Raw genomic sequence first — 17,242 nt, forward strand, 5'->3', positions numbered from 1 at the left:
TGCGGGGCGGGCAGGGGGCCGGCGCCCTGCACGGTGCCGCCGGCGGGGGGCGTATGGGTCGGCTCGGCGGCATTGGCGCGGGAAGCGGCGGCCTCGGCCGGCGGCTCCGGCGGCACGGTATAGTCCGGCACGATTCGCGCCTGGGCGCCGGCGATCACCAGCACCTTCTGCCCCAGCGCCAGGGCCACCTGGTCCTTCTGCGCCACCGAGACCAGCTCACCATTGCCCTTGCGGACGATGTATTCGAAGCCATTGGTATTGCCGATGGCCTTCTCGGTCGCGGTGCCGATCAACCCGCCGAGCAGCCCGCCGCCGATGCCGCCGAAGGCCGAGGTGATGTCGCCGCCACCGATGCGGGTGCCCGCCACGCCGCCCGCCGCCGCACCGGAAGCAGCGCCGGTGGTGCCATCGGCCGAGATCTGCACCGGGCGCACGCCGACGATGGTGCCCTGCTCCACCTTGTTCGCCTGCTGCATGGCGCGGCTGGCATAGGTATCCGGCGAGTAATCCGACCCGCAGGCGGAAAGCCCCATCAGCAACATGGGGACGAGAAGGATTTTGGCGCGGGAGGAGAAGGGCAAGGCCATTGCGTCCGCTGCGGTGGAAAACCGGCCGGAAGGTAGGGACTGCGCCGGCGGCTGTCATCCCACCCTGGGGCCATCGCTGCCTTGCGGCGTGGAATTGGGGGGCTGGCGGGCCTGCCGCTTCCCGCCCCGGCGGGCAACGATCTGGCGCGGGACCTGTTCAGAACAGCATCCCGACACGGAAAGGAGCCGTCATGCACAAGCTCTCCCCCCAGATGCGTGCCTGCGTGGATGCCTGCCTGAACTGCTACACCGTCTGCCTCTCCGGCTTCGCCGGCCATTGCCTGGAGATGGGCGGGGAGCACACCAAGCCGGACCATGCCCGGCTGATGCTGGCCTGTGCCGAGATCTGCCGCACCTCGGCCCATTTCATGCTGCTGGGCACGCCGCACCACAAGCATACCTGCGCCGAATGCGCCGAGATCTGCACCGAATGCGCCAATGACTGCGAGCGGGTGGGCGGCATGGAGGATTGCGTCGCGGCCTGCCGCGCCTGCGCCGAGTCCTGCCGCGCCATGGCCGCCTGAGGCATGCCCCGGCACATGGCCATCACTTGATGCGGAAGGCCCTCTGCAGGGGCCCGGGCCTTCCGGAAACCCGCGGCAAAGGGCAGGGGAAGGCCTGCCCTGCCGTCGGCGCCGCTTGCGGTGCGGAATTGCACCGTGCTAGGCGGCGCTGAAGTGGAGAAATCCACCGGAAAAGTCCCTGGACGCGCAAGATCGTGAACCCGCCCCTCATCCTGGTGCTGAACGGCCCCAACCTGAACATGCTCGGCACCCGGGAGCCGACCTTGTACGGCACCGAGACGCTCGACGACATCGAGGCGCTCTGCGCCGAGACGGCCGATGCGCTGGGCCTGGCGATCGACTTCCGCCAGACCAACATCGAGGGGGAGTTGATCTCCTGGGTGCAGGAGGCGCGCAGCATCGCCTCCGGCATCGTGATCAACCCGGCCGGCTATTCCCATACCTCCATCGCGCTGATGGATGCCCTGCTGGCATCCGACCTGCCGGTGGTGGAGGTGCACCTGACCAATATCCACCGCCGGGAATCCTTCCGGCACCTGTCCTATGTCTCGCGTGCCGCGCAGGGCGTGATCTGCGGGCTGGGGCCCCACGGCTATGCGCTGGCGCTGCGCGGCATCGCCGGCATCCTGGCCCAGGCCGAAGACGCCTGACGCACCGAATACGAGGTAGATGAAGTGAGCGGCATTTCCTTTGACCCGGAGGCCATCCGCGCCCTGGCGCAGATCCTGCGGGAAACCGACCTGAGCGAGATCGAGCTGGCGGACGGTGAGAGCCGCCTGCGCGTGACCCGCGCCATGGCCGCCGCCCCGGTCGTGCAATATGCCGCCGCGCCGGCGCCGGCCCCCGTGGCCGTAGCACCCGCCGCCGCCGCCCCGGCCGCGACTCCGGCCGCCACCACCGAGATCAGCGCCGCGACGCCGGGCGTCATCACCTCGCCCATGGTGGGCGTCGCCTATCTGGCGCCGGAGCCGGGCGCCACGCCCTTCGTGACCGTGGGTGCCAAGGTCGCCGCCGGCCAGACGGTGATGCTGATCGAGGCGATGAAGACCTTCAACCAGATCAAGGCCCCCAAGGCTGGCACCGTGACCCGCATCCTGGTGGAAAGCGGCGCCCCGGTGGAATACGGCGCGCCCCTGCTGGTGGTCGAGTAAGGCGCGTCACCATGTTCAAGAAGGTGCTGATCGCCAATCGCGGCGAGATCGCGCTGCGCGTCAACCGCGCCTGCCGGGAGATGGGCATCCGCACCGTCGCGGTGCATTCCACCGCCGATGCCACCGCCATGCATGTGCGGCTGGCGGATGAAAGCGTCTGCATCGGCCCGCCGCTGGCGCGCGACAGCTACCTGAACATGGCGGCCATCCTTTCGGCCGCGCATATCACGGGCGCCGAGGCCATCCACCCCGGCTATGGCTTCCTCTCCGAGAATGCCGACTTCGCCGAGATGGTGGAGGCGCATGGCCTGGCCTTCATCGGCCCGACGGCCGAGCATATCCGCATGATGGGCGACAAGATCGCCGCCAAGGACGCCATGCGCTCCCTCGGTGTGCCGCTGGTGCCGGGCAGCGACGGCGCGCTGGGCAGCCTGGAGGAAGCCCGCGAGGTGGCCGAGCGGGTGAAGTACCCCGTGCTGATCAAGGCCGCCGCCGGCGGTGGTGGTCGTGGCATGAAGGTCGCGCACTCGGCGGATGAACTCGAAGAAGCCTGGCGCGTCGCCCGCACCGAGGCCAAGGCCGCCTTCGGCAACGACGCCGTCTACATGGAGAAGTACCTCGACCGCCCGCGGCATATCGAGCTGCAGGTGCTGGCCGACATGTACGGCAACGTGGTGCATTTCGGGGAGCGCGACTGCTCGCTCCAGCGCCGCCACCAGAAGCTGGTCGAGGAAGCGGGCTCCCCCGCCCTGACGCCGGGCGAGCGCGAGGACATCGGCGCGCAGGTGACGCAGGGCCTCTCCAAGCTCGGCTACCGCAATGCCGGCACGCTGGAGTTCCTGTGGCAGGACGGCCAGTTCTCCTTCATCGAGATGAACACCCGCCTGCAGGTGGAGCATCCGGTGACCGAGATGGTCTCGGGCGTCGATCTGGTGAAGGAACAGATCCGCATCGCGGCGGGCGAGCCGCTGGGCTATGGCCAGGATGCGGTGTGCTTCAGCGGCCATGCCATCGAATGCCGCATCACGGCCGAGGACCCGGACACCTTCGTGCCTTCCCCAGGCCGGGTGACCACCTTCCACGCCCCGGGCGGGCTGGGCGTGCGCGTCGATAGCGCGCTGTATTCCGGCTATTCCGTGCCGCCCAACTACGACAGCCTGGTGGCCAAGCTGATTGTGCACGGCACCACTCGCGCCGAGGCCATCGCCCGCATGCGCCGTGCGCTGGAGGAGATGGTGGTGGACGGCATCAAGACCACGCTGCCGCTGCACCAGCGCATCATGAACGACCCGCAGTTCCAGAGTGGCGACTATACCATCCACTGGCTGGAACGCTTCGTCGGGCTGAAGGACTGAGCCGGGGGGGGGGGACCTGCGACGGGTTCCCCCCCCCGCGCCACATCAACTTCACGCTTTCGCCATCGGAAACTGGCATCCACCGCACGACGCCGTCGTTTGCGGGAGGCGACCTATGCCGTCATCGCGCATTCGCATGGCTAGACGGGAGCCCTATGAACGGAGTCACCACCACGGAGCCGGGCGACGACCTGCGCAGCGACGCGCCGGAAGCCGCCGATAACCCGGCCTCGGCCGGGCTGCGGCGGCTGGCGGTGCTGAAGCCCTGGCTGCTGCTGGCGGCCGGGCTGATCATGGCGAGCTTGGCCTTCTTCGCGCTGAACCGCCTGTCGGATGAGCTGGATTATGGCGCCGTGGCCGCCGCCCTGGCGGCCAAGAGCAACGCGGTGCTGCTGCTGGCGGTGCTGGCGGCGGCCATCAGCTACACCTCCATGATCGGCTACGACCTCTCGGCGGTGCGGCATGTGGGGCCTCAGCCGCCGGTGCCGCCGCGCATCGCGGCGCTGGCGGCCTTCTGCGGCTTCGCGCTCAGCAACAGCATGGGGGTGGGCGCCTTCACCGGCGGTGCGGTGCGCTGGCGCATCTATGCCGCCGCCGGGGTGAAGCCGAGCCAGATCGCCCGCATCCTGGTCTTCGTCACCGCTAGCCTGTCCATCGGCATCTTCTTCGTGGCCGCCCTGGGCGTGCTGCTGAAGGCCGGGCAGATGGAGGACTGGTTCCACCTGCCGGCGCCGCTGCTGCGCGGGCTGGCGGCGCTGTGCCTGCTGGCCATGGCGGGCATCGCCGTGGTGGGGCGGCTGCGGCGCACGGCGCTGCGGCTCGGCCCCATCACCTTCCGCGTGCCCGGCCCAAGGCTGGTGCTGGCCCAGGGCGTCATCTCGATCATCGACCTCGGCTTTGCGGCGGTGGTGCTCTGGCTGCTGCTGCCGGAAGGGGCGGTGGACCTGCCCTCCTTCATCGCGCTCTATGTGGTCGCCATCGCCATCGGCGCGGCCAGCCACCTGCCGGGCGGCATCGGCGTCTTCGACGCGGTGGTGCTGATCGCCTTCCGCGGCAGCGAGGTGCCGCTGGACCAAGTGGCGGCGGCGCTGCTGCTCTACCGCGCGGTTTACTTCGTGCTGCCGCTGATCGTGGCGGTGGTGCTGCTGAGCGGCTTCGAGCTGCGGCACCGCGTGCCGGCCCTGAAGGGCGGCGCGCGGGCGCTGCGGGCCTCCACCCGCCTCATGCCGCGCTTCCTGGCCGTGCTGGCCTTCGGCACCGGCGCCGCGCTGGTGCTGGGCGGCATCGCGCCGCCGGTGGATGTCTTCGAGCCCGGCTTCAGCCTGCCGGTGCCGCAGCCCTTGTTCGAGGCCTCGCACCTGCTCTCCTCCGTGGGCGGGCTGTTGCTGCTTTTCGTGGCCTATGGGCTGGCGCACCGGCTGGATGGCGCCTGGTGGCTGGCGCTGGTGCTGGCGGCGGGCGGGCTGGTGCTCTCCATCCTGCGCGGCAGCGGCTTCCTGGAACTCTCGCTGCTGGCCCTGCTGGCGGTGGCGCTGCTGACCTCCCGCCGCCGCTTCGACCGCCGCGCCCGCATGCTGACCCCCAGCCTGAGCCCCGGCTGGTGGCTGGCAGTGGCCTGCGTGGTGGCCGCCGCCACCTGGCTGCTCTTCTTCGCGCACCGGGACGTGGAATACTCCCGCCAGCTCTGGTGGCGCTTCGAGCTAGACGAGAATGCGCCGCGCGCCATGCGCGCCACCCTGGCCATGGTGCTGATCGCCGGCGCCGCCAGCCTCTGGACGCTGCTGCGCCCGGCCCAGACTCGCGTGGCCCGCCCCACGCCCGAGGAACTGGCCCGCGCCGTGGCCATCGTGGAGGCGCAGGACCGGGCGGATGCCAATCTGGTCCGCATGGGCGACAAGGCACTGCTGATGTCGCTGGAAGGCGATGCCTTCATCATGTATGGCCGCCGGGGCCGGTCCTGGATCGCGCTCTACGACCCCGTGGGGCCGGCGGCGCAGCGGGTGGAGCTGGTCTGGCGCTTCGTGGAACTGGCCGATGCCCAGGGCGGCCGCGCCGCCTTCTATCAGGTGCGGCCGGATGCGTTGCCACTCTATATCGACGCCGGCCTGCAGCCGCTGAAGCTGGGGGAGGCCGCCCGCGTCCGCCTCGCGGCCTTCGAGCTGAAGGGCAAGGCCCGCCAGGCCCTGCGCACCGCCGTCAACCGCGCCGAGCGCGAGGGCATCACCTTCGAGGTGCTGCGGCCGGAAGAGGTGCCGCCCGTGCTGCCGGAACTCGCGGAAGTCTCCCGTCTTTGGCTGGAACAGCACAAGGCGCGTGAGAAGGCCTTCTCCCTGGGCGCCTTCGAGCCGGATTACGTCGCCAGCCAACCGGTGGCGGTGGTGCGCGGGGCGGACCGGCAGGTCATCGCCTTCGCGACGCTGCTGGATACGCCGAATGCGCGCACCGACATGTCGGTGGACCTGATGCGCCACCGGCCGGATATGCCGCCGGGCACCATGGACTTCCTGTTCACCCGGCTGCTGCTGATGGCGAAGGAGCAGGGCTATGCCTTCTTTGACCTCGGCATGGCGCCGCTCTCCGGTCTGGCCGCGCACCGTCTGGCGCCGATCTGGTACCGGCTGGGCGGGCTGGTCTTCCACCGGGGCGAGCGGTTCTACAACTTCCGCGGCCTGCGCGCCTTCAAGGAGAAGTTCGACCCGGTGTGGGAGCCCCGCTACCTCTGCACCGCCGGTGGGCTGGACCCCTGGGTGGTGCTGGCGGATGTGGCCGCCCTGCAATCCGGCGGCCTGCGGGGAGTGATCGGGAAGTGAGCATGATCGAGCGCCGTCTTCTGCTTGCCGGCCTGGGCGCCGGGCTGCTGGCGCGGCCGGCCCTGGCGCAGCGGGATACCTCCCGTTGGCTGATCGAGATGCCCGCCACCAAGAAGACGCCGCGCCCGGATGTCTTCGGCCTGATCCTCTCCGGCGATGGCGGCTGGCGGGATATCGACCGCACGCTGGGGCGGAACTTCCGCAACCGCGGCATGTCCGTCGTGGGTTTCGATTGCCTCAACTGGTTCTGGACCCGCCGGACGCCGCAGGAAGTGGCGGCGGAGCTGGACCGGGTCATCGCGCTCTATGCGCAGAAGTGGAACATCCCGAAGGTCGCCATCATCGGCTATTCCTTTGGCGCCGATATCCTGCCCGGCACCTGGCCCCGGCTGAAGCAGGAGACGCGGGACCGCGTGGCGCTGGTCTCGCTGCTGGGCTTCGCCAAGGAAGCGGCCTTCGAGATCCGCGTGGGCGATTTCCTCGGCATGGGGCGCCCCACGGCGGTGCCGACCCTGCCGGACGTGCCCAACCTGCCGCCGGAACTGGTGCAATGCGTCTATGGCACCGATGAGGCCGCCGGCACCGGCTGCACCGCCTTCGCGTCCCCGCCCGCCGAGATCATCGGCATCAAGGGCGGCCACCATTTCGATGGCGACTACCGTGCCCTGGCCGACCGGATCTATGCCCGACTGCCGCCGCCGCCCGCCTGAACGGCGCGGAACCCTGGCGCGGGGTGGGCCTCCCGGTCCATGCTAGGCGCCGTGTCCCGCCACACGGTGCAAATCACCCCCGACCTCCTGTTGCGCGCCTATCGCGCCGGCCTCTTCCCGATGGCCGAATCCCGCACGGCCGGCCAGCTCTACTGGCTGGACCCGGAGATGCGTGGCATCCTGCCGCTGCAGGGCTTCCACCTGCCACGCCGGCTGGCGCGCACGCTGCTCTCCGGCGCCTTCACCGTCACGGCGGATACCGATTTCGCCCAGACCATCGCGCTCTGCGCCGCCCCGGCGCCGGGGCGGGAGGACAGTTGGATCAACCCGGAGATCGAGCAGCTCTTCAACGCCCTGCATGCCAGGGGCGTCGGCCATTCAGTCGAGGTCTGGCAGGAAGGCCGCATGGTGGGCGGCCTTTACGGCGTGGCGCTGGGCGGCGCCTTCTTCGGGGAAAGCATGTTCAGCCGTGCGCGGGATGCCTCCAAGGTCGCTCTGGTGCATCTGGTGGCGCGGCTGCGGCTGGGCGGCTTCACGCTGCTGGATACCCAGTTCATCACCGGGCACCTGAGCCAGTTCGGCGCGGTGGAGATCCCGCGCGCCCTCTACCGCCAGCGGCTGGCCAGGGCGCTGGAACAGCCGGCGCGCTGGCTGCCGGCGCCGGAAGGGCTGGAGGAGGAGTTCCGCGCCCTGCGCGCCCCACATCCAAAGACAGGGCTCTGAAAACACGAAAAGGCGCCGAAGCGCCTTTTGATGCCACCCGTGGAGGGGAGGGGGCGAACCCCCTCCGCCGTCATCAGCGGGAGTAGAACTCGACCACTAGGTTCGGTTCCATCTGCACCGGGTAGGGAACGTCGGCCAGCTTCGGCGCGCGCAGGTAGCGGCCCTTCATCTGGCGGTGGTCCACTTCCAGGTATTCCGGCACGTCGCGCTCGCCGGACTGGGCGGCGTCGAGCACGGCCACCAGCTGCTTCGACTTCTCCTTCACCTCGATCACGTCGTTGTCGCGGACCAGGTAGGAGGGGATGTTGACGCGCTTGCCGTTGACCGTGATGTGGCCATGGTTCACGAACTGGCGGGCGGCGAAGGGCGTCATCGCCAGCTTCATGCGGTAGATCACCGCATCCAGGCGGCGCTCCAGCAGCTCGATCAGGTTCTCGGAGGTGTCGCCCTTACGGCGCACGGCCTCTTCGTAGTACTTGCGGAACTGCTTCTCGCCGATGTTGCCGTAGTAGCCCTTCAGCTTCTGCTTGGCCATCAGCTGGATGCCGAAGTCGGTCGGCTTCTGCTTGCGGCGCTGGCCGTGCTGGCCGGGGCCATACTCGCGCTTGCTGATGGGGGACTTCGCACGGCCCCACAGGTTCACGCCGAGGCGGCGATTGATCTTGTACTTGCTTTCCGCGCGCTTCGTCATGCGGCGGGCTCCTTGTTCTGATGCGCCCCGGCCTTGTGGCTGGATGTCGCTGATTGTCCCGGTAGTCCCAGGGCGGGCATGCCAAGGGCGGGGCGCAGGACGAGCCTGAACCCGCTTTCCCGGAAGGGAGCCGGCGTTTAGCCGCCGGCCCTGTGGCTTGTCAAACCTGTTGCCGCCGCCTACTGCCGATTCATGGTGACACGCGCACAATTATTGATCCTGGGCCTGACGGCCGGGGTGACGGGCAGCCTGGTGGGCGGGCTGATGCTGGGGATCGGCCTGGGGCTGGTGGTCAACAGCGTGCATGCCGGCTGGATTCTGGTGCTGCCCGCGGCACCCATCGCCGGGCTGCTGGGCTATTGGCAGGCCAAGCGGCTGGCGCGGCAGGCCGGGCTGAAGGGCTGAGCCTGGCCACCACGAGGCGGCGAGGCGCCGCCGCCCGGGCCGGCAGGCGGGCATGAAAAAGGGGAAGGCACGGGCCTTCCCCTGGTTCGGTAGCTGGGCGGCTCAGGCCGCCATCAGCGCCTCGGACTGGCGGCGCACCATGTCCTGGTAGGGGCCCGGGCGGCGCATCAGCATCTCCGGCGAGCCGTCCTGCACCACCTGGCCGGCATCCATCACCACGATGCGGTCGAAGTTGGAGAGGGTGGCCAGCCGGTGCGCCACCGCGATCACGGTGCGGCCTTCCATCAGCCGGTCCAGCGCGACCTGCACCTCGGCCTCGCTTTCCGAGTCGAGGGCGGAGGTCGCCTCGTCCAGCAGCAGGATCGGGGCGTTCTTCAGCAGGGCGCGGGCGATCGCCAGGCGCTGCCGCTGGCCGCCGGAGAGCTTGGCGCCACGGTCGCCGACGATGGTGTCGAAGCCCTCCGGCAGCGCCTCGATGAATTCGCGGCAGCGGGCGGCCTCGGCGGCGGCCAGCACATCGGCATCGCTGGCATCGGGGCGGGCATAGCGGATGTTCTCCAGCACCGTGCGGTGGAAGAGCGAGACATCCTGCGGCACCACGGCAATCATCTCCGCCAGGCTTTCGCGCGTCGCCAGGGCGATATCCTGGCCGTCGATGGTCACCTTGCCTTCCTGCGGCGCGGCATGGCGCTGCAGCAGCGTCAGCAGGGTGGACTTGCCGGCGCCGGAGCGGCCGACCACGCCCACCTTCTGCCCGGCCGGGATCTCCAGCTGCATGTGGCGCAGGATCGGGGCGCTGCCGGCGGGGGCGGCGGGGTAGCGGAAGGTAATGTCCTGGAACACCACCTCGCCGCCGCGCGGCGCCAGGGTGGTGGCGTTCTGCACATCCGGCATGTCGTGCGGCACCAGCAGGGCGGAGAGCGCCTCCCGCATCCGGGCCACGTACTGGGTCAGGTCCACCAGCGCCATCGCGAGGTCGCGGGAGGCATGCAGGATGGTGAAGCCCAGGGTGCAGACCAGCACGATATCGCCGGTGGTGGCACGGCCGATCTGCCAGAGATGCACGGCCCAGCCCAGCAGGCAGGCGGTCAGCACCGCGGTGGCGGCGCCATGCACCAGCCGCAGCTTCTCCAGGTAGCGCAGGCTAGCGCGGCGGGCGGCCGTCTCGGCACCCAGCGCCTGGTCCAGCCGCGCGCCTTCGCGCCCGAAGGCGCCGAAGGCGCGCACCAGGGCGAAGTTCTGCACCACGTCCACCAACTGGCCATCCACGGCGGCGGCGCGGCCGGCGAAGGTGTCGTGCAGCTTCTCGCCCCGGCGGCCCAGGGTGGCGACACCGGCGGCCAGGGTGCCGGCGGCGACCACGAGGCAGCCGGCCATGATCGGGTCCACGCTGGCCAGGAAGCCGATGGCCAGGATCACGGCCACGGCGGGCGGCACGGTATGCCAGGTGAAGTTCTGCAGCAGGGTGAAGGCCGCCGTGCCGGTGGCGCTGATGCGGCTGGCCAGGGTGCCGGCGGAGCGGTTCGCGAAGTAGCCCGGGGCATGGCCGGAGAGATGGCGGAACAGCTCGGCCCGCATGGAGGCCGTGGCGCGCGGGAAGCGGTCCGCCGCGATCCAGCCGCCGACGCGCCAGAGCATGTTATCGGCCGTGATGACACCCGCCAGGATGGCGAAGGCCGTCCAGACGGCGGTGGCGCCGATCTGCGAGGGGCTGCCCGAGAGGGTGTCGATCAGGTGCTTCACCGCGTAGTTCGCGCCCACGGAGCAACCGACCGCGCCCAGCACCGCCAGCATGATGACGACATGCGAGCCCGCATAGGACTTCAGGTGCCGGAACAGAAAGGCGATGGGGCGGTGCGCGTAGCGCAGCACCTCGGGCGCGTCCTGCGGACGGGTGCCATGGCTGGCGGCCTGCGCGGGCTGTGTCTCGGTAGGCTGCATGGGGAGTCAGCGCCTCCTGGCTCATGTCGCGGTGCACAAAAGCGTGAGAAGGACCCGCCTTTGTGGTGATTACCAAGGAAACAACCGCATCGCGTCAGAATCGTGGCGATGCTTGCCGAATCCAAACCGCATTCGTCCCCCAGGTTGCGTTCAGGCCAAACACGACGGAGAACGGAACCCGATGCGTATCGCCCAGATCGCTCCCCTGACGGAAGCCGTGCCGCCGAAGCTGTACGGTGGCACCGAGCGGATCGTCTCCTACCTCACCGAGGGTCTGGTGGAGCTCGGCCATGAGGTCACGCTCTTCGCCAGCGGTGATTCGATCACTTCGGCCACCCTGGCGCCGATGAGCGCCAAGGCGCTGCGGCTCGACCCCTCGGTGCGCGACACCAATGCACCGCTGGCCCTGATGCTGGAGACGGTCTACCGCCGCCGGCACGAATTCGACCTGCTGCACTTCCACCTGGACTACCTGCCGTTCTCGCTGTTTTCCCGCGCCAGCACGCCGATGGTGACGACGCTGCACGGGCGGCTGGACCTGCCGGAACTGCAGCCGGTCTTCGACGCCTTCCGCGATGTGCCGGTGGTCTCGATCTCCAACGACCAGCGCAAGCCGCTGCCGCAGGCCAATTTCGTCGGCACCATCTACCATGGCCTGCCGGAGAAGCTGCTGACCCCGCGCACCGACATGGCGCCGGGCTACCTGGCCTTCCTGGGCCGCATCGCGCCCGAGAAGCGCTGCGACCGCGCCATCGAGATCGCCATCGCCACCAATACGCCGATCAAGATCGCGGCCAAGGTGGACCGGGTGGACGTCGATTACTACGAGCAGAAGATCCGCCCCCTGATGGCGCATCCGCTGGTCGAGTTCATCGGCGAGATCAACGAGCAGCAGAAGCCGGAATTCCTCTCTGGCGCCAAGGCGCTGCTGACGCCGATCGACTGGCCCGAGCCCTTCGGCCTGGTGATGATCGAGGCCATGGCCTGCGGCACGCCCGTGATCGCCTTCCGCCACGGCTCGGTACCCGAGGTGGTGGATGACGGCGTCACCGGCTTCTCCGTGACCAGCATGGAGGAAGCCATTGCCGCCGTGGGCCGGGTGGAGGCGCTGCCCCGCGCCGCCGTGCGCGCCCAGTTCGAGAAGCGCTTCACCGCCCGCCGCATGGCGGAGAATTACGTCGCGCTGTACCAGGAGCTGGCGCATAGCCGCGCGGCTGAGCTGATGCTGGCGGCCGAGTAAGCCGCGCTTCCTCGCAGGTATTTTCCAGGCCCCGCCGGCATCCGGCGGGGTCTTTTCATTCCACGCCCTGGCTACGCATTTCAATCAAACCGCGAAAGAAACAAGTAAGATGATGGCGGCGGAATCTGGAAGAGAACCTGAAACCGGTTAAGAATATTTCTGTTTACCGCCCATTTCCGTGCTAGATCCGAATAACTGTCGTGTTCAGGACACGGCGGCATGCTCAGCTCTCAGCAGCGCAGGCAGTCAATGGGCAATATCCCGTGCATCCTTCGGCTCTTTCCCACCTCCTGGCCTCCCGCCAGACCGCTGCGATGGAGTGGGAAATTCGCAAGGTCGGTGAGCACCCGGCAGGCAGCCCTGAACTCTGTCACGATATGCGCCGCATGAGCCCTCTGGTGGCCAATCCCGCCGGATGGGTGCTGCGCATGGCGGAGGAGACCGATGCCCCTGGCATCCTGCGTATCCTCAACGACGTGATCCTGCGCACCACCGCCATCTATACCGACCGCACCGAGACGCTGGAGGAGCGGCTGGTCTGGATGCGCAAGCGGTGGGAATGGGGTTACCCGGTGTTGGTGGCCGACTGCATCCAGGGCGGCGGCATCCTGGGCTTCGCCGCCTTCAGCGACTTCCGCAACGGCTGGGACGGCTTCCGCCACACGGTGGAGCATTCCGTGCATATCCGCGACGACGCGCGCGGCCGCGGCATCGGCCAGACCCTGGTGGCGACGCTGATGGAGCAGGCGCGCGGCATGGGCAAGCACGTGATGGTGGCCTCCATCGACGCCGGCAACCTGCCCTCCATCCGCATGCACGAGAAACTGGGCTTCAGCCGTGTGGCGCTGATGCCGCAGGTCGGCTGCAAGTTCGGCCGCTGGCTGGACATGGTGATGCTGCAGGCGGTGCTGAGCGACGCTCCGCCGGGCTGAGGACCCTCAGTCCCGGCGCAGCACCGCCGCCACCTGCCGCGCCAGCTCGGTCTGGCGGAAGGGCTTGCGCAGCACGGGGAAGCCTTCGGGCTGCATGGACGGATCGGCATAGCCGGTCAGCAGCAGCACCGGCACATCGGGCCAGCGGGCGCGCACCTGCGTGGCCAGCTCGGCGCCGGAAATGCCGGGCATGGCCACATCGGTCACCAGCAGGTCCACCCGCTCCCCGCCCTCCAGCAGCGCCAGGGCGGCGGCGCCATCGGGGGCTTCCAGCGTGCTGTGCCCCAGCTCGTTCAGAAAGGTGGTGGTGATGCCGCGCACCGCGGCATCGTCGTCCACCACCAGCACGCGGCAGGAATCGCAGGCGGGGGCCCGGCCTTCCGGCGCCTGGCCGGGCGCGCCGGACCAGTCGGAGCGCGGCAGGTAGACCTCCACCAGAGTGCCCCGGCCGGGCTGGCTGTCCAGCGTCACGGTGCCGCCGGATTGCCGTGCCAGCCCATAGACCATGGAAAGGCCCAGCCCCGTGCCCTTGCCCACTTCCTTGGTGGTGAAGAAGGGCTCGAAGGCCTTGGCCATCACCTCCGGCGGCATGCCGGTGCCGGTATCGGCCACCCCCAGCACGACGTAATCGCCGGGATGCAGGTCCGGCACCTCATCCTCCGCCACCGAGACATTGCGGGTGGAGAGGGTAATGGTGCCGCCATCCGGCATCGCGTCGCGGCTGTTGATGCAGAGGTTCAGCAGGCCCAGGGCGAATTGCTCCTGGTCTGCCAAGGCGGGCCAGAGGTGCTCGCCCAGGGTGTGGCGCACCGTCACCTGCTCACCCAGGCTGCGGCTGAGCAGCGCGTCCATTTCCTGCACCATGCGGTTCAGGTCGGCGGGGCGGAGCTGCAATTCGCGCTTGCGGCTGAAGCTCAGCAGGCGGCGCGTCAGGGAGGAACCACGCTCGGCGGCGGTGATGGCGGTCTTGAGCAGCATCTCGCCACGCGCATCATGCGTGCCGGATTGCAGCAGCAGGTCCAGGCTGCCCAGGATGGCAGTCAGCAGGTTGTTGAAATCATGCGCCACGCCCCCGGCCATGGTGCCCAGGGCCTGCATCTTCTCGGCCTGCCGCAGCCGCTCTTCCAGCGTGCGCTGCACGGTCAGGTCATGTTCGATGGTCGCCAGATGCGTGGGCTGGCCGTCGCGGCCCAGGATCGGCAGGCGCTGCACCCGCACCCAGCGCGAGCCGGCCTCGCCCGGAACCTGCCCGGTCTGGTCGGTGCCCTGGCCGCTCCGCATCACCTCCTGCTCCGCCAGCACCAGGGCGGCGGCGGGCTCGGGCGGCAGCAGCGTGCTTTCGCGCTGGCCCAGCAGGCTCTCCACCGTGCCGCCCAGGGCCTGCGCCTTGGCGGCATTCAGGCGGATGAAGCGGCCGTCGCGGTCCTTGAAGGACAAGGGATCGGAAGAGGCGTCGAGCAGGCCCCGCAGCAGCGCGCGCTCCGTCTCCAGCGCGCGGGTCAGGCGGTGGCGCTCCATGGCGCTCAGCACCATGGCGCGCAGCGCGGCGGGGTCCCAGGGCTTGGGCGCGTAGAAGGCGATGCGCCCCTTGTTGACGGCACTGATCACCGCGTCCAGCTCGGCATAGCCGGTCAGCAGCAGTGCCTCGGCCTGGCTGATCTCCCGCGCCCGGGCCAGGAAAGCATCGCCGGTCATGCCTGGCATGCGCTGGTCGGAGATGATCACATCCACATCCGGCGCGCGCCGCAGGACCTCCAGCCCCTCGGCGCCCGAGCGGGCGGCATGGACACGGAAGTCCTCTTCGAACAGGTCTTCCAGCGCCGTCAGAATTTCCGGCTCGTCATCGACGACGAGAAGGGTTCCCCGCCGCCGGTCGCTCCCCATGGGCTGCGTCATTGTATCCGGCATACTAAGGTTCGGTTCGCACAGGCACGCTGACCGTGAAACAGGCGCCCCCCTCCGGTGCGACGCCAACGGTGATGCTGCCCTCATGAGCAGCCACCACATTGTAGGCGATGGCGAGGCCAAGGCCAGTCCCCAGCCCCGGCGGCTTGGTGGTGAAGAAGGGCTCGAAGACCCGCTCGCGCAATTCCTCCGGCACGCCGGGGCCGCTGTCACGGATCTCGATGGCATAGCTGCGCCAATCACTGTGGGTGGCGATGGTGATGCGCCCCTCACCGGGAATGGCATCGGCGGCGTTGGAGACGAGGTTCATCACAACCTGGTTGAGCAGGGCAGGCAGGCAGACCAGCTCCTCGGCGCCATGGAACTCACGCTGCACCACCACGCGCTCCCCGAGCTTGGGGCTGAGCAGGGTCAGCACCGTCTCCAGCGCCTCCGGCACATTCACGCGCTGGAAGGCGCCGTCGTCGCTGCGGGAGAATTTCCGCAGGTTGGCGACAAGGTCCTGGATGCGCGTCAGCCCCAGGGTCATGGAACCGACGCGGTCGCGGCAGCGGGCCACCAGCGGCGCCGTCTCGGCCTCGGGCGGCGTCTGTTCCTCCAGCCGCCGCAGCAGCCGCTCCACCGTGCCCTGATGCGCCAGGATAAAGGCGAGCGGGTTGTTGATCTCATGCGCGATGCCGGCCACCAGCTCGCCCAGCGAGGCCATCTTCGCCGCCTGCACCAGCCGGGTCTGGGTTTCGCGGAGCTGGCGGTTGGCTTCCTCCAGCTCCTCGTTGGCGCGGGACAGGGCCTCGGCCATGGCGGCCTTGGCCTGGGCGCGCTCGATGGTCAGCGCCCGCTCGCGTGATTCGGCGGCGGCGCGGCGTTCCTCGTCCAGCAGGAGCTTGCGGCGCAGGGCGGCGCGCAGGCGCACGCTCAGCGTCTCCGGCGGCGCCGGGCTCGGGATCAGCTCATCGGCGCCGGCGGCGAAAAGCTGGCCGGGCAGGGCCTGGGCACCGTCCTGCACCAGCGCCACGATCTGGAAGGAGGCGCCGGTCTCGCCCCGGAAGCCATGCAGCGCCGCCACCAGCGCGACACCGTCGAAGCCGGCGGTGGCGGCATTCAGCAGCACGCCATCCCAGCCGGCGGGGTCCAGCCGCAGGGCGGCCAGGGCGGCCTGCGGGTCGGAGACCGCCTCCACCTCATGCCCTTCCCGTGTCAGCTGCGCCATCAGCGCCAGGCGCTGCGTGGGGCTGTCCTCGGCCAGCAGCAGGCGGGTGCGGCGGAAGGCGCTGTCCTGGGTGCTGGCCGGGGCGGCCTCGCCGGTGCGGCCGCGCAGCAGGGCGCGGATGCGCAGCAGCAGCAGGTCCTGCCCGGCCGATTTCGGCACATAGGCATCGGCGCCGCTTTCCAGCCCCTGGCGCTCCAGCTCCCGCTCCCGCGCCTCGGTCAGCATCAGCACGGCGATGGCGCGGGTGCGGTGGTTCAGCCGCACGCGGCGCACCAGCTCGTCGCCATTCATGGCGGGCAGGTGGTAATCGGCGATGACAAGGTCGGGCAGGGCGCCATTCAGGGCTTCCAGCGCCGCCTCGGCGGTGGCGGCGCGCTGGACACTGAAGCCCTCGCCCTCCAGCAGCCGGCGCATCTGCAGTGCCTGGGTCTCGGAATCCTCGACCAGCAGAATGGCGGCGCCGCTCATGTCCGGGCCTCCCGCCGGCCAAGCTGCGCCAGGCGCGGGCCGATGGCCGGCAGCGGCAGGCTGAGCGAGGAGCCGCCCAGCCGCACCGCCGCCGCCGGCATGCCATAAACCACAGCGGTGCTTTCATGCTCCGTGATGGTATAGCCGCCGGCGCGGCGCATTTCCGTCAGCCCCACCGCGCCGTCCTCGCCCATGCCGGTCAGCAGCACGCCGAGCGCCCGGTCCCCGGCGGCGATGGCGACGCTGCGGAAGAGCAGCGTGGCGGAAGGGCGCTGGCTGGCCAGCGGCTTCTCACTGGACAGGCGCAGCGTTCCCTGGGGGGAGAGCAGCAGGTGCCGGTCCCCCGGCGCCACATAGACACGGCCGGGCTGCGGCAACTCGCCTTCCTGCGCCAGGCCCACCTTCAGCGGCACCAGCCCGTCCAGCCAACTGGCGAAACCTTCCATGAAGGCGGCGCCCATGTGCTGCACCAGCAGCACGGGCACAGGATAGTCGGCCGGCAGCGCGCCCAGCACCTGCGCCAGGGCCGGCGGCCCGCCGGTGGAGGCCGCGATGGCCAGCACCGCCGGCTGCTGCGGCGGCCGCTGCGA

General features: G+C 69.8%; 16 protein-coding genes. 10 read left to right on the forward strand and 6 right to left on the reverse strand.

Features of this window, described 5'->3' with window-relative positions:
* Positions 1–587: outer membrane lipoprotein (locus IBL25_RS16965; RefSeq protein WP_187779725.1), on the reverse strand; the 587-nt coding region annotated here is incomplete at its 3' end.
* A gap of 191 nt (positions 588–778) precedes the next feature.
* On the opposite strand from IBL25_RS16965, the gene IBL25_RS16970 reads away from it, so the two are divergent.
* From IBL25_RS16970 to aat, 7 genes are all read left to right on the forward strand, one after another.
* Positions 779–1,111, forward strand: a complete 333-nt coding sequence (locus IBL25_RS16970; RefSeq protein WP_187779726.1) for a four-helix bundle copper-binding protein — start codon at positions 779–781, stop codon at positions 1,109–1,111.
* Positions 1,112–1,305: 194 nt separating this feature from the next.
* On the forward strand, positions 1,306–1,761 hold the full coding sequence (aroQ, locus tag IBL25_RS16975; RefSeq protein ID WP_187779727.1) for a type II 3-dehydroquinate dehydratase: 456 nt from the start codon (positions 1,306–1,308) through the stop codon (positions 1,759–1,761).
* A 24-nt stretch (positions 1,762–1,785) separates the two neighbouring features.
* Entirely contained in the window at positions 1,786–2,262 is a 477-nt protein-coding gene (accB, locus tag IBL25_RS16980) for an acetyl-CoA carboxylase biotin carboxyl carrier protein (RefSeq protein WP_187779728.1), read from the forward strand.
* A gap of 11 nt (positions 2,263–2,273) precedes the next feature.
* A complete protein-coding gene (accC, locus tag IBL25_RS16985) occupies positions 2,274–3,617 on the forward strand; it encodes an acetyl-CoA carboxylase biotin carboxylase subunit (RefSeq protein WP_187779729.1) in 1,344 nt (447 codons plus the stop codon).
* Positions 3,618–3,772: 155 nt separating this feature from the next.
* Positions 3,773–6,427, forward strand: coding sequence for a bifunctional lysylphosphatidylglycerol flippase/synthetase MprF (mprF, locus tag IBL25_RS16990; RefSeq protein ID WP_187779730.1), 2,655 nt, complete (start codon positions 3,773–3,775; stop codon positions 6,425–6,427).
* 2 nt (positions 6,428–6,429) lie between these two features.
* Positions 6,430–7,137, forward strand: a complete 708-nt coding sequence (locus IBL25_RS16995) for an AcvB/VirJ family lysyl-phosphatidylglycerol hydrolase (protein WP_187779731.1) — start codon at positions 6,430–6,432, stop codon at positions 7,135–7,137.
* A 39-nt stretch (positions 7,138–7,176) separates the two neighbouring features.
* Complete coding sequence (gene aat, locus IBL25_RS17000) at positions 7,177–7,860, forward strand: leucyl/phenylalanyl-tRNA--protein transferase (RefSeq protein WP_187779732.1); 684 nt, start codon at positions 7,177–7,179, stop codon at positions 7,858–7,860.
* A gap of 73 nt (positions 7,861–7,933) precedes the next feature.
* Here the strand turns inward: aat and rpsD are convergent, their stop codons facing one another.
* Complete coding sequence (gene rpsD / locus IBL25_RS17005) at positions 7,934–8,551, reverse strand: 30S ribosomal protein S4 (RefSeq protein ID WP_187779733.1); 618 nt, start codon at positions 8,549–8,551, stop codon at positions 7,934–7,936.
* Between the two features lie 192 nt (positions 8,552–8,743).
* On the opposite strand from rpsD, the gene IBL25_RS17010 reads away from it, so the two are divergent.
* Positions 8,744–8,956: a hypothetical protein gene (locus IBL25_RS17010; protein ID WP_187779734.1), complete on the forward strand. Its 213-nt coding sequence runs from the start codon at positions 8,744–8,746 to the stop codon at positions 8,954–8,956.
* Positions 8,957–9,058: 102 nt separating this feature from the next.
* Here IBL25_RS17010 and IBL25_RS17015 read toward each other — a convergent pair whose 3' ends face one another.
* The gene (locus IBL25_RS17015; RefSeq protein WP_238940494.1) at positions 9,059–10,897 is read right to left on the reverse strand and encodes an ABC transporter ATP-binding protein; all 1,839 of its coding nucleotides are present in this window, start codon (positions 10,895–10,897) and stop codon (positions 9,059–9,061) included.
* 181 nt (positions 10,898–11,078) lie between these two features.
* Between IBL25_RS17015 and IBL25_RS17020 the strand changes: the two genes are divergently transcribed.
* The gene (locus tag IBL25_RS17020) at positions 11,079–12,137 is read left to right on the forward strand and encodes a glycosyltransferase family 4 protein (protein WP_187779735.1); all 1,059 of its coding nucleotides are present in this window, start codon (positions 11,079–11,081) and stop codon (positions 12,135–12,137) included.
* A 386-nt stretch (positions 12,138–12,523) separates the two neighbouring features.
* The gene (locus tag IBL25_RS17025; RefSeq protein WP_238940495.1) at positions 12,524–13,069 is read left to right on the forward strand and encodes a GNAT family N-acetyltransferase; all 546 of its coding nucleotides are present in this window, start codon (positions 12,524–12,526) and stop codon (positions 13,067–13,069) included.
* A 6-nt stretch (positions 13,070–13,075) separates the two neighbouring features.
* Here the strand turns inward: IBL25_RS17025 and IBL25_RS17030 are convergent, their stop codons facing one another.
* From IBL25_RS17030 to IBL25_RS17040, 3 genes are all read right to left on the reverse strand, one after another.
* A complete protein-coding gene (locus IBL25_RS17030; RefSeq protein ID WP_238940496.1) occupies positions 13,076–14,965 on the reverse strand; it encodes a response regulator in 1,890 nt (629 codons plus the stop codon).
* A 13-nt stretch (positions 14,966–14,978) separates the two neighbouring features.
* Positions 14,979–16,652: a response regulator gene (locus tag IBL25_RS17035; protein ID WP_187779737.1), complete on the reverse strand. Its 1,674-nt coding sequence runs from the start codon at positions 16,650–16,652 to the stop codon at positions 14,979–14,981.
* The coding region (locus tag IBL25_RS17040) for a CheB methylesterase domain-containing protein (RefSeq protein WP_187779738.1) at positions 16,649–17,242 on the reverse strand (594 nt) is incomplete at its 5' end. The genes IBL25_RS17035 and IBL25_RS17040, both read right to left, overlap by 4 nt.

This window comes from Pseudoroseomonas ludipueritiae (assembly GCF_014490445.1).
Taxonomy (GTDB): Bacteria; Pseudomonadota; Alphaproteobacteria; order Acetobacterales; family Acetobacteraceae; genus Pseudoroseomonas; species Pseudoroseomonas ludipueritiae.